Genomic DNA, 13,150 nt, shown 5'->3' on the forward strand with positions numbered 1-13,150 from the left:
ATAACGTTCACATCCTGTTTGGCGGTGATCGTCGTGTCTTTGCCCGATTGAACAGTGGTGCCAATCACATTGTCGGAACCATTATTGGTCGCTTTTGCCGTGTCGAGCGTTACACTTTGCCCGCTGAGATCGACATCATTGCCTGCCTTGACCTCTGCACCGCGCAGGGTCAGATCATTACCCGCTGCAAGGCTCGCATTGCCGCCGGCATCAACACCACTGCCGGATTTGACGAAAGTCTCATTGCCGATCTGCATCTCGGCTGCACTAATCGTCAGATTTTGCGAGGCCGACAGCGATACGTTGTTACCGGCCGTAAAGCTGCCACCCGTTGCAAGGATATTGGTCGCATTGAGCTTTAAGTCGGTTTTAGCCTGGATAATGCCAGAATTGCTGACATCACCGACATTCATATCAACCGTGTCGCCTGAGATGATTGCGCCTGCAACCGTCAGGTTCGCCTTATCGACATTGGCGATGTAAACTGTTGGAACCAGCACTGTGACACCGTTGACAGTCTTCTTCTCATACCAGACCATCGTCTCGGTCAGATTGGCAATGAGTTCGGGCGAGAGCTTCTCACCAATCGTCAGGCCATTGGCATTGGCAAAGTCGACACCCCGATCAAGCAGCGTCTTCATCTGCTCGATGGCATCACTTCCTGGTATAAATGAACCTTTGCCAAGCCCCTGATTGACGAGTTGGCGCAGTTGCTGATCGATCAGCTGATTCTCAAAATAGGCGTCTCCCAGAAACGGGATTTCCCGATCAGGCTTATAACCGATGCGGTTGATAAAATAGCCCGAGCCATAGAACTTGCCGACATCGAGGAATTCAGCGCGGGTCTCATAAAGGAATAGCTGTCCTGGAATAGTGCCGCCAAAGCCGCCCGAATTTGGCTTTGGTGCAGAATTACCAAGAGCTGCAATCAGATCAGCACCGACAAGCGGCGTCCCATTGGCCGACAAACCATTAAGCGCTGCATTTGGCGTATAAAGTGCGCCACCTGCAGTCATTCCATTTAATATTGTGGTCGGATCATCCGTCGCAGGCGCCGTTGAAAGCTGTGCGCCGCCAGCAATCGATCCCTCAGCGGATGTGTTGTTGACAGTGGCAAAGCCACTGACGTCCATATTGCCAAGCGCTTTGATCTTTCCGAACGCGCCGCCGACAATGCTTTGGCCGGTAACACGAGAATTGCCTTTGTCGAGATCGTTGACACCATCTCGATTGCCATTGGCGTCATAGGCTTCGCAGCCGCCTGTTGCTTCACATGTCGAGGTGACGGTGCGGTAAAGTGCTATGCCTTCATTGTTGAGCACTGATCCGGTTAGTTTTGCATCACCGCCCGCTTCAATGGAGCTGTAAGCATTGTTGAGAATTGTCGCATCGATATTGAGATTGCGGCCGGTCTGGATGAGTGCCTGGGGCGAAAGATTGCTGTCGAACTGTTGCTCCACAATCGACTGACGCATCTGCGTGCCTTCATCCCAGGTGAAGGTCCAGGCAAAGGGATCGTTGCGATTGACGATGATGACCGATTTACTCTGCAGATCAGGCGTTAGCAGAATATTGCCCTGACCATCCCCCATGTAATGGGAAAGAAGCCAGCTGCGCATTTCGCCAACGCTGTGCAGGCTATCTCCCCAGATCCAGGGTGTGTTCTCTTCGTAAGATTGCAGGCTTCGCGTCCGATAGGATGTACCGTCGGCAAAGGTAATCACGCCATAAAGCTGCGCCATCCAGGCAAGCTCGGCATAGTCTTCCCCAGGATAAAGATTAAGCGGTGCATTGGTTGCTGGATTGACAAAAATATGGCCAAGCGGCTTACCCCGGGTCTCAGGATTAAGCTCAAACTTTGCAATAGCATCGTTACTCACGACAACCGTTGACCAGGTCGGAACCGTGCTGCGCTTGTTCGTCAGATTGGCTGTGGTGATCGTTGCATCACGCTCGGCCTTGATCAGGCCGGAGATGTTGGTAATCGACTGATTGCGTCCGCCACTGGAATTTGCGGCAATGATCAAGTCTTGCCCAACCAGGATTGCACCCTGATCGTTGAGAAGATCACCGGCCACATAAAGATGGCCATCCTTGCCGGCATAAACGAGGCCGGTCGAGGTGTTGGTGAAGTTGCCTGCGATATTGAAGGTCAGATTGTTGTTGGCTGCAAGCTGACCTGGATTGGTGAGGGATGCAAGTGTCAGCGTCAGATCATTGGCCGCAAGAATGGCGGTTGCAGTGGTCGTCGTGATTGTCTGAGCGGTAATTGCAATATTGCCTGAACCGCCATCGGCGGTCACGGCACGGATCTTTGCATTTGAAGCATCGGCAATACCACTGAGGTTCAGCGTCAAACCGCCAAATGTCAGTGTGGAATTGGCAAGATTGGCCGATGCTGCATTGACGATCAATGTTCCAGCCGTCGCAAGCTTCGATCGATCATTGCTGAGATCAAGGCTCTGAAGGGTGAGTGCAATGTCACCTTTTACAACGGTATTCTTGTCGAGGCTGATTGCGCCAGAGGTCGAGTTCAGATCAGCAGACCCGAAACTCTGCAGACTGTTATAGGCAATATCCTGTTGCGCCTTTGCCTTCAGGTCTCCGCCGCTCAACAACTGATCAGCAGTGATGGAACCGCTTAACGCATTGAGCAGCAAGTTGCCTGTTCCAGGCACTCCCGTTTTAAGGATGAGCGAACCACCGGACTGTTGGGTTGCAGCAAAGTCGACACCGGAAACAAGAGTTCCAAGATTGATTGAAGCTGCATTAAGCGAAGCGTTGTTGCCCGCCAGAGACTGTCCCGAAAGCGTGAGTGTGCCACCCGCCTTGAGATCAAGATCACCATGTGCAAGCACATTGGCAGATAGATTACCCGTTGCGGAGGCTAGCACTGCACCAGACGACAGAAGTCGCTGTGCTGTGAGATTGCCTGCGGTTGCAGTCAGATTAAGTGCATGGGCATCGTTGGAAAGAATAATATTGCCGTTTGCGAGTGCTTCGAGATCAACACCGGCAACCGCTGTGCCAAGATCAATCGACGCCCCCTTGATGGTGATGTCCGAGCCTGAAACCAACTGACCGCTGATTGCAGTCGCGCCGGAGATGTTGGTTTCACCATGGCTTGTGACATTGCCGGATTTGAATGTTGCCGCATTAGCGAGGACATTGCCAGCCGACAAAATTGTTCCAACATCAATCAATCCGGCTGCAGCAGAAAGGGTAATATTGCCGGAATTGTTGAGGATAATCGCGCCGTTTAGTGCTGACTGACTGGCCGCAAAATCAACGCCCGAAAGAACTCCTCCTGCCCTGATGTTTGCGCCAGCAATATCGACATCGCCGGCACCAAGAATCTGACCTGAGACATTCGTATCGCCAGCGATCTTAGTGAGGTCATGGCTGGTGACGTTCCTTGCGGTAAGTGCGGCACCTGTAATATTGAGGTTTCCGGCAGAAAGCAGCGAAGAAACATCGATAGCGCCGGTCGCTTCAATGCGCATATCGCCCGAAGTTTTAAGTTTTACCGCGCCGTTGGCTGCATTGGTTGCAGCAAAATCAACGCCCGCGACGACATTCCCAGCTTTGACAGAACGGGCAGACGCGATGAGCGTGCCGCCTGAAAGAATATCACCAGTGGCAATGTCGGCCCCGGCGATCAATGTCATATTGTTGAAACTGACAAGGGAGGAAGCGCTGATCGAACCCGATGTTGCTGTTAGGCTCAGCGTACCGCTGCCTGCCTTGGCGATACCGCTCAGCGCTATACCACCAGATGCTGCAGTCAGACTTGCTGTACCGTCTGCAATAACCTGGCCAGCCGTAATGGCTTGCCCGGCTTGCAAGTTAGCGTTCTTTCCAGCAGCGACATTGCCAGTGGTAATGGCACCCGATGAAGTAAGCTCAACGTTTCCAAGTGAAGCAACATCGCCTGCAACAGAAAGCAGGCCATCGCCATTGCCCAGAATAATATCTTCGTCAGCTGACACTGCCTCAAGCGTGATGCCTTTGGCGGCTTTGACAACCACCTTCTTCTTCGAGGTAATCTTCCTGGCTTCTACCTGCCTGCTTTTTGATTGCACGGAAACGCCGTCACGGCCAGACGCATTGCCAAGCGATATTTTGCCATCTGCTGAAAGTGTCAGTTCACCTGCATTGGCCGCCATATCATTGCGCATGCGCACGCCAGCGCCCTTGTCGGTCACAACGATTTTGATGCGATCCGCCTGCATGGCACCAAGGGCGGAACCGTCAATGGCAAACTCGCCCGCATCGTCCGCACCACTTAAAGCAGTTGCCTCACCTGTCGCGTAGTCAAACTTCTGGCGACCTGCCGTGAGCCTTAGGTTTTTGCCATTGATCGGACCATCAATCTGAATACGGCGCGATACGATATCGAACAGGTCGACAGCGCCGTCTCCAGAAGCAAAATTGCCGCCTTTTGAACCGAAGGTGACATCACCGCCCTGAACGGTGAACCCTGATAGCTTTCCACTACCGTCGATTTCTGGTGTGCCCGTGGTCAGCGTGGCACGCGGGGTATTGATGAAGCCGCAGCCGTCGCAGGTAATTCCATTGGGATTGGCGATAATAACATCGGCTCTGCCGCCAAACACTTCTGTTGGACCAAGCAGGGAACTGCGGCTTCCGCTCGTGACCTCATTAAGGATAACGCTTGCAGGACCGCTGTTTTTTAAATTGGGGTTACCGGGCGTCACGCCACCCAGTTTCGACGTGCCCAGTTCCGAGTTCAGATTGTTGAGGATCAGGCCCGGCGTTCCAACATTGAAATCGCCGTATTTATTGTGCGACAGCCCCTGACCATTGGGTGTCACAATATCGATGAGCGGTACGCCGTTGGGTGCTGCCCCAACCCCCGGCTGATTGCTGATCGGTGCATTGAGGTCAGGCGCTACCTGCGCCTGAACCAGTATTGGCTGCAGAACAAGAAGACCACTGAGAAGTGTGGCGACAGACTGACGCGCAATTCGGACCGAAAGACGCATAATGCGCGCGCGAGCCGAGGTATTTGCGTCATCTAAAACCGATGTACGGATAGAATTGTTTTTCATCAGTCTGTTCCTCAAAATCTCTGGTGAAGTGGATCTCAGAATTCCAATGCACCAATTATTTTGGCGTCAGCCACTTCTTGGTATTCGTGGTGAAGTCAGTTGCCAGCAATTCAGCGAGTTGTTCCTGGCTTTTGGTCATTGCGGCATTAATGGCCATGGCGACCACGATACCCAATCCGTCACCCTTCACGCCGCGGTTCTGGCCCGTGATGCGTGGGTTTTGCGCGATCAGACGTCCGGTCTTGATATCTTCAAGACGAACGGTGCCCCTGATCCAGCTGTCACTGCTCAAGATCACGCGACCCTGTTCGGATGCAAGATCAGCTTGCTGAAGCGTGATCACAAGTCGCGCTGGGGTTGCTCCACCCTGGTGCCCCCTAAGGTCGCGAGAAGCAACTTTCTGGAGTGCTGAAACAACGATAGCCACCTGCTGCTCAGGTGTCTTTCGATTGATCATGGGAAGGCCAGTTCCAACGTCTGGGGTTGCTTCGACACGAACTTCAGCAACGCGTGCGCCACGCAGTGCTTCGGCCAGACGCGGATCTGTCGTCTGGCAAGCCGCCATCACCAGGCAAAAAACCGTGATTGCCAGTGTCTTGAGAGCAATAACCGGATGAGATGCAGATAGTTTCATCGACTATTTGCCTTTGACCAATGCGCTTGCACGATCAAATGCTGCGCCCAGACCCTTTAGAGAGACCGTGAATGGAATATTTTGATTATCGATGGAAACGGCCGCAAGCTTTAGAGTTGTTCCCTTTCGTGTCGCATCGAGGGTAGCTTTATCAAAGCTGATCGGAACGATACATCCAGCAGGAAGACAGGTTTTAAAAGGAAATGGCTTGCCGACCTGTCCGTCATCCAACTGAACGGTTAGGCCACGCGAAAATTCCAAGCCAAAGGGCAAAGTCAGGTTGCCTTGATAGGCATTGTCCTGCGCAACCGGGCTCAAACGAATATCGAGTATCCGCTGACCATTTTGTTGCTGTGCCTGGGTTTGCGAGATGACACATTGCGTGTTGCCTTTGGCGGCTCCACAGGAAACCGTCCAATCCTCAAAGGTTTCCGTCAATGATGACGCTCCGCCGGGCAGTGTGGAAGGTTTGTCACCGTTGCCATCCTGGGCGAAAGCATTTTGCGCCATGCCGCCAAGAAGGATCGATAGTGCCAACAATCCCAACGCAGAGGTTTTAAGCGCGTTTGATTTTTTTGACGAAGACGTGTCGTAATACGCAGTCATTTTAGCTTCCACTCTCAAAATTGCAGCGATGTGCTGACGAAAAACAAATCTTTGGAACTGGTATTGGCAGTACTCTTGATAATGCGCGAATAGCCGATATCTGCACCGATATTGCCGCCTGCCAGACGGGTGCCGACAGTCCAGCCTGAGACATCTCCGCCCTCGATGCCAAAGCGGTCCTGTGCGAAGACGTGGCCGTAATCAATCGCCGCATAAGGTCGCAATTCACCGAACCGTTTGCTCAGCAATTCGTTGTTTTTCCACGGCATCGTGCGCCAGGTGATCTCGTTGCGGGTAAACAGACCACTATTGCCAAACAGGATGCTGTCGCGGGTACCACGAACATTGGAATAGCCGCCCAATGAAATCTGTTCCGCGCCATAAAGATTATCCGGGGAATACTGCCCATTGATCATCGTTGAGAATTGCAGGTTCTGGCTTGCAAGCTGAAACGGCTTGGTGACGTTGATCGTACCGGTAAATTTGGAAAACTCCGGTTCTGCGTCACCCGCTCCCGGATCCCCTCGGCCGGTTGCCCCAAAAATGCCAAGACCCTGATTATAGCTCAAGTCAAAGACCCATAATCCACCCAACATGCGGCGCGAATGAGAAAGGCCTAAATTTGCGACCGAGTATTGCCGACTTCCAACTTCGATCAGATTGCCCATCAGGAAGTTGTTGGTTTCCTTATAGGCAAGGCCCGCATTGAGCGTCGTGATTGAATTTTGATCGCGCAAAATGACACGATCGACGCTCAAACCCAGCTGACCGGAATCGCCCGATGAGGCAATATCGCTGAAATTGCCCGGAACCAGGCTACGATATTTGTAGTAGGACCCGTTAAGCGTGAAGCTCCAATAGCCATAAGGTACACTGATCGAGCCGGAAATACTGTTGCTCTGCCCAACGCCATCATTGGGCCATGGGTAATCAGGTCCAGTGTGTTCATAGGTGAGCGACAAAAGGTCATTCAGATTGACCAGATTATCCATGCGGAATGTAACCGAAGAGCGCGAATAACCCGTCGATTTCTGGCCAAGATTGTTATTTGCAATCGAGAAATGCCACGGGAGACCGGGCTTGTTTTCGACATTGAGAATGGATGCGCCGGGTTCTTTTCCCGGTAACATCGTTGTCTTCGCATTGTTTGAGGCCAGACGATTGATCTGATCAAGACCCTGTTCAACATCGCGTATATTGACAGGCTTGTCCTTTAACCCGGGAAAGGCTGTGCCAAGTAATCCGGGATAGGCTGCGGGCTGACCATTGAGGTAAATGTCTGAAAGTGAACCTTCAGCCGCGACAAGCCGCAATTCCTTGGTCTTCGCAATATCCTGTTCGGGCACATAAACGCGTGACGTAATATAGCCTGCATCCATGTAAAGGCTGGTGATCTCTTTCAACAGAACATTAATGTCTGAAAGTCCGATGCACCTATTTTGATAAGCAGCCAATTTGGGCGCAAGGGTCTCTGCGGAAAGCAGTGTAACGCCTTCGACCTTCACAGTGTTGATCGAAAAGCACGGACCTTTAGCGGTTTGCTTTAAAGGTGCGGATTGCTCGGACCCTTGCGGGGGCACCGCACGCGGGGTCGCCTGTTCCAGCGAACGCAATCGCTGTTCCAAATCCTGCTCAGCCTGGCGGCGCATGAAGTCATCGGCAGGCGAGCCGACGTCATTTGGCACTTGCGTCATGCCAGGCCATGTGGAGGCAAAAAACACCGTGCAAAGCGAGATCCAAAGCCTGCCCAGGCGAATAGACTGTTTCATAATTTATCCGTCAGGCTTTATTTGGCTTTTGCAATTCGCTCAGAGCACTGGTGAGCCCTTTCAACGAAAACTTCAGATTGATATTTTGTCCATTCATCAATCGCAGGTGTGCTTCCCCCGCACTTCCCTTCTGCAAGGCTCCAAGCATTTTTTTATCAAGCTTTTGCTGCGCCCAGCAGCCAGCCTGATTGCAGTTGCGATAAGGAATGGTCACGACGTTCTTGCCGTCAACGGCCAGACCAAGACCGATGGGCAACACCACATTGAGTGGAACAAGAGCCGTCAGCAGCAACTCATTGTGAGACGATTTCTTTCCAGCTTCAGGCGCTGTCTGTGCAATTGCCAGCGTGAGAACATTGACGTTCTCCTCGCCCTGTTTAACCTGGGCGATCTGCGCGACCTCGCATTGTGAAACCGTCTTGCTGTCCGCAGCTTTGAGCTGCGCACAACGATAGTACCAGTCATCGAAGCGCTTTGATTGAACAATTGAGGGATCCTGCTTGGCTGCAGGCTTTTCTTGCGCCTGCGCAAAGCTGATGGTTAGTAACAATGATGCTAAAACGAGGCCCAGCGGCGTCATTTTTTCCAGAAAGTTCATCCCACACCCCCGCTCAAAAATCCCCCATCCCCGAGGAACCAATGTCCAAACCAGAGCTTTATCTCCACGGACAGACTTAATTTTTGAGCATTCCAGTAACGATCAAAGGTACATTCTGAATATTAGCAAGTACTGTTACAAAATCCTGCTTATTCAAAAATCATTCACATTTCAGAACTCACGCATTTCGATTGAGGTATCAGAAATCAGATGTCAACAATCACGCTTTATATTTAAGGCAAACCTAGACGTTAGTAGCATGCAACTCGCTCCAAATTCATCGTTTCAGCCGGAGCCAATTCATATACACCCTTAATGACTGCTCGATCATCTCCAATTTTTGCCCCGACTTTTCTTCGACACTAAAAAGTACGGGCTTAAAATCTCCACGGATACATCAATAAGAATCTCCTACGCGCGAGAGGAGGCAAGATCAATCCAATGAGGGAAATGTCACCGTTACATATCCGTGAAACGTGTCATTCTGGCGCATCGTGACAGGCGTTGAAAGTGAATTAATCCAAAGCTCAACCCAACTGGGTAATCGTGGCCGGAAATTAGCACCCGGACAAACCGCGCAATTGATGCGGTGGCCATTCGGCACCCTTTAGCGTCCTGCTACTGCGATCATCAAACGATTTTTCCAGAATACAAAATTGAACGCATCGGGACAAACAATGTTACTGGGATATTAATGGGCGAACTTCTTGAGGCACGGTCGCATCTGTTCAATAGTTGAGGCAAAACTCCATTGATTCAGATGCTGACGACATTCTATCAGCTGACCGCAGCTGTTTCTTGCAGTTCAGCAATGGGTAAGTTGAAACTCTGTGCGATTGCGAGATTGAAAGCAGATCAACCAAGAATGCAATGTGCCTCGTCCGTTGACGGTCTCGGTCTAATTCGCGTGCCTTCAATGAGGCATATTTTTGCGGACATCCATCGAAGCCAATGCATTGTAGGAACACATCGGCTTCGTTAGGATTTTCACGCTTGCCACATTTGTCACAGCGTTTCCGATAGTTACAACCATTTTTCAGATTGTGAAATTAGCTGCGAAATCAAACAACATTTCTAATCAAGCTCAGCAAGAGGTTACTGTTTGATTGCATTAAAGGGTCTCCGCTGCAGCGCCGAGTACAGCACGGACCGACGCCAATGCGATATCCTCATCGATACCCACCCCAAAGATCTTATGTCCGTTCTGCGTTCGACATTCAATGTATGCGACCGCTTGTGCATTTGCGCCCTGCCTCAAGGCATGTTCATGATAATCGACAATTTCCAAATCAATACCGCACCCGGACTGAAGTGCCGAGACTGTACTGGATATTAAGCCATTCCCTTTCCCAGTGATTGACAGCTCCTTACCTAAGTGGCGAACTCGTCCGGCAAAGGTTCGAGCTGCCCCAGTTCTTATTGGCCGGGGTTCTTTGTAGCTTAAGAGTTCAAAAGCCGGATTGTCGTTCAAATGATAAATTTCACAAAACAGCGTCCAGATCATTTCTGCGGTTATTTCTTTCCCGCTATCATCAGCGTGCGCCTGAACCCGTCGACTGAAGTCGATTTGGAGTGAGCGAGGCAATTTCAGCCCGTGGTCTTGCTCAAGTATCCATGCCACGCCTCCCTTACCGGATTGACTGTTGACACGGATTACGGCTTCGTAACTTTCACCTATATCCATTGGGTCAATGGGAAGGTAAGGCATTTCCCAAATACCATCATTGCGAGTTTCATGGGCCGCGAAACCTTTGCGGATTGCATCCTGATGCGATCCGGAAAAGGCAGTATGAACGAGTTCACCGGCATAGGGGTGTCGCGGATGAACTGGCAAGTCATTGCAGTGTTCAACTGTTCGAACGATCGAGCGCATCTCAGGAAAATAGAGCTTCGGATCGATACCTTGCGTATAAAGATTAAGAGCCAAAGTGACGAGATCGACATTGCCGGTCCGTTCGCCGTTCCCAAACAAGCAGCCCTCGACCCGGTCTGCGCCAGCAAGCAGTGCTTGCTCTGTCGCTGCAACCGCAGTGCCCCGATCATTATGCGGATGCACGCTGATTATAACGCTGTCTCGGCATGAGATATTTCTGCAGAACCACTCGATCTGGTCTGCATAGACATTCGGCATAGAAACCTCAACCGTCGCAGGAAGATTGAGGATTGCCTTGTTTTGTGGCGTTGGCTTTATCACATCCAACACACGCTCGCATATTTCCAAAGCAAAATCAGGTTCCGTAAAACAAAAAGTTTCCGGCGAATATTCAAAAGTCCACCGTGTCTCTGGCTGTTTGCAGCTTTCAGTCACCATGGCGGCAACACCACTCACGGCCAAATCGATGATCTGCTGCTTGTCCATCCCAAAGACGACACGACGGAAGAGTGGAGCTGTAGCGTTATAAAGATGAACGACGGCCTGCTTTGCCCCCTGTAGAGCTTCGAAAGTGCGTGCGATCAGGTCCGCTCTTGACTGGGTCAGAACCTGAATCGTCACGTCTTCCGGAACCAGATCACACTCGATCAGTTGCCTGACAAAATTGAACTCCGTTTGCGAGGCAGATGGAAAGGCAACTTCGATTTCCTTGAAACCGATTTCTAAGAGCATCCGATAGAAGCGCATTTTCTTCTCGCCATTCATGGGGTCGGCGAGCGCCTGATTTCCATCGCGCAAATCTGTCGAAACCCAGCGCGGCGCTTGCGTCAATCGCCGGCTGGGCCATTGGCGATCAACCAGATTAATCGGAGATAAAAACGGACGGTATTTTTGATCTGGGGTCTGCATCATCACGGTAATTTCTTTCAATATTTGGGTATTGCGGCGTCAACTTCGATAGTTCGATGGCAGGTACGACCGTTGCGTTGCCAAGGACAGCAACGGTCGCTTCTAAGTCGAGGTCGAAACACGGCTTCGACAGCACGCAGCAACTCTGATGTAAAAGAATGTTTTCCGAGCTTGAAATTTCTCGTCAGCATGAAAAAAGGCACGGTAGACTCTTCCGAATATGGTTTCATTGACAGCTAATACATGAAAGAAGGTTGGCATTCTCGCTTGTAAAGGCCTGTTAATAGCTCTAAAGGGTCAATCTATGTCGCTCTCTTATCCGCCGCCCGTTAGGCTTGCCGTCACTGCCATTGCTCAAGATGACACGGCATTTTCGAGAACATCCCATCGCCACGAAGACGCCCAGCTCATCTATGCCCGGTCCGGTATTGTCACGGTTTCCACCAAAACAGGTCATTGGGTTGTCCCGCCAAATCGCGCGGTCTGGGTGCCCGCGATGATCGAGCACGCGACACGAAGCCATGGGCCCGTCGAATTTCGGACGCTCTTTATCCGACCGGAAGCTATCGAAACGCTTCCTTCAATTTGTGGCGTCGTGGAAGTTTCGCCCTTACTGCGTGAGTTGATATTACGAATGATTGAGTTGCAAGTTAAGGCTCTTAATGCCACACCCTTCGCACAACGTGTCTGCGAGTTGTTATTGGAGGAATTAACTTTTCTTCCAACCGAGCCGCTCAATCTGCCAATGCCAACGTCTCAACGTCTAAGCAAGTTGTGCTTTGCTTTAGAAGCAGAACCAAACACTACGTTGTCTATAGAGGAAGCAGCTGCGCAATCCGGAATGAGCAGAAGAAGTTTCATGCGACATTTCGAACGAGAAACGGGCATGACCTATGGCCGTTGGCGGCAACAGCTTCGGATGCTGAAAGCCTTGCCACAGTTGGCTGCGCGGGAGCCAATTGTCAGTATTGCGCTGGATTGTGGATACCAAAGTGCGAGCGCTTTTTCAGCAACGTTCAAGCGGAGCCTAGGGCGCCTTCCCTCGGATTATTTTAATAGCCAAACGCGCTGATAAGCAAACTTTTAGCATGAAGTGAGCAACGCCATTGTACGAGAAACTGACGAAAATTGTAAAAATGTTTGCTTGCTGCGTTCTAGTTGCCACGCCTGTCGTCGCCCAATCCATGACAGACATCCCTGTGGCCTGGAGTGATGTCGACCAGACCAGAGAGCTTGAGGCGCTTCTTCAAGAAGCTTTAGAGACCCACGATGGTGCCGCGCTCTCTACTGCAAGAGCGAAGATTACGGCGGTTGATCAAATTGGCATGGATCGTATTTTGCGCATAATAGATGAAAACGAAACTGAAGAGCTAAATAGTCTAAGCCTCAAAATGAGTTCATGCCACTATGCAGGAATGTTGATCAGGCTCATGATCCTTGATTTATATGAAACTAGCCGGCCGACCGGACCGGAGAACTATTCGATCTCAGAAACGAATGCCGCGCATTTTGCAGAACATATGAACCGTTGCGAACGTCTTTCGGCGCGCTTGCTCTCACCGCGTTTGATCGGAAACACACACTGAGCAGGGAACGTCGGCCAGATTAAGCTCGAAACCGGACTGCGATTTTCAGTTGCACCGGGAAACAGACGCCAAACAACGCTCAATTCCGCGAGCTCTTAGTGAA

General features: G+C 51.1%; 8 protein-coding genes. 2 read left to right on the top strand and 6 right to left on the bottom strand.

Annotated features, from left to right (window positions below; all coding sequences use genetic code 11):
* From QSJ70_RS26240 to leuA, 6 genes are all read right to left on the bottom strand, one after another.
* The coding region (locus QSJ70_RS26240) for a two-partner secretion domain-containing protein (RefSeq protein ID WP_285541026.1) at nucleotides 1-5,072 on the bottom strand (5,072 nt) is incomplete at its 3' end.
* A 55-nt stretch (nucleotides 5,073-5,127) separates the two neighbouring features.
* Entirely contained in the window at nucleotides 5,128-5,706 is a 579-nt protein-coding gene (locus tag QSJ70_RS26245; RefSeq protein ID WP_285541028.1) for a hypothetical protein, read from the bottom strand.
* A 3-nt stretch (nucleotides 5,707-5,709) separates the two neighbouring features.
* A complete protein-coding gene (locus QSJ70_RS26250) occupies nucleotides 5,710-6,312 on the bottom strand; it encodes an invasion associated locus B family protein (protein ID WP_285541030.1) in 603 nt (200 codons plus the stop codon).
* Between the two features lie 14 nt (nucleotides 6,313-6,326).
* Nucleotides 6,327-8,081, bottom strand: coding sequence for a ShlB/FhaC/HecB family hemolysin secretion/activation protein (locus QSJ70_RS26255; protein ID WP_285541032.1), 1,755 nt, complete (start codon nucleotides 8,079-8,081; stop codon nucleotides 6,327-6,329).
* A gap of 10 nt (nucleotides 8,082-8,091) precedes the next feature.
* Nucleotides 8,092-8,679, bottom strand: a complete 588-nt coding sequence (locus QSJ70_RS26260; protein WP_285541033.1) for an invasion associated locus B family protein — start codon at nucleotides 8,677-8,679, stop codon at nucleotides 8,092-8,094.
* A 1,111-nt stretch (nucleotides 8,680-9,790) separates the two neighbouring features.
* Nucleotides 9,791-11,464 carry a 2-isopropylmalate synthase gene (leuA, locus tag QSJ70_RS26265; RefSeq protein WP_285541034.1) on the bottom strand — a complete coding sequence of 558 codons (1,674 nt, stop codon included), beginning with the start codon at nucleotides 11,462-11,464 and terminating at the stop codon, nucleotides 9,791-9,793.
* Nucleotides 11,465-11,765: 301 nt separating this feature from the next.
* Between leuA and QSJ70_RS26270 the strand changes: the two genes are divergently transcribed.
* Together QSJ70_RS26270 and QSJ70_RS26275 are read left to right on the top strand one after the other, a co-directional pair.
* Nucleotides 11,766-12,533 carry an AraC family transcriptional regulator gene (locus QSJ70_RS26270; protein WP_215780832.1) on the top strand — a complete coding sequence of 256 codons (768 nt, stop codon included), beginning with the start codon at nucleotides 11,766-11,768 and terminating at the stop codon, nucleotides 12,531-12,533.
* 34 nt (nucleotides 12,534-12,567) lie between these two features.
* Nucleotides 12,568-13,047, top strand: a complete 480-nt coding sequence (locus QSJ70_RS26275) for a hypothetical protein (RefSeq protein ID WP_285541035.1) — start codon at nucleotides 12,568-12,570, stop codon at nucleotides 13,045-13,047.
* Nucleotides 13,048-13,150 lie beyond the last annotated feature (103 nt).

This window comes from Brucella sp. NBRC 12950 (genome assembly GCF_030268145.1).
Classification (GTDB): domain Bacteria; phylum Pseudomonadota; class Alphaproteobacteria; order Rhizobiales; family Rhizobiaceae; genus Brucella.

Coding starts and splice junctions, on each gene's coding strand:
- QSJ70_RS26270 (WP_215780832.1), top strand. CDS start 11,766: ATGTCGCTCTCTTATCCGCCGCCCGTTAGGCTTGCCGTCACTGCCATT.
- QSJ70_RS26245 (WP_285541028.1), bottom strand. CDS start 5,706: ATGAAACTATCTGCATCTCATCCGGTTATTGCTCTCAAGACACTGGCA.
- leuA (WP_285541034.1), bottom strand. CDS start 11,464: ATGATGCAGACCCCAGATCAAAAATACCGTCCGTTTTTATCTCCGATT.
- QSJ70_RS26260 (WP_285541033.1), bottom strand. CDS start 8,679: ATGAACTTTCTGGAAAAAATGACGCCGCTGGGCCTCGTTTTAGCATCA.
- QSJ70_RS26250 (WP_285541030.1), bottom strand. CDS start 6,312: ATGACTGCGTATTACGACACGTCTTCGTCAAAAAAATCAAACGCGCTT.
- QSJ70_RS26255 (WP_285541032.1), bottom strand. CDS start 8,081: ATGAAACAGTCTATTCGCCTGGGCAGGCTTTGGATCTCGCTTTGCACG.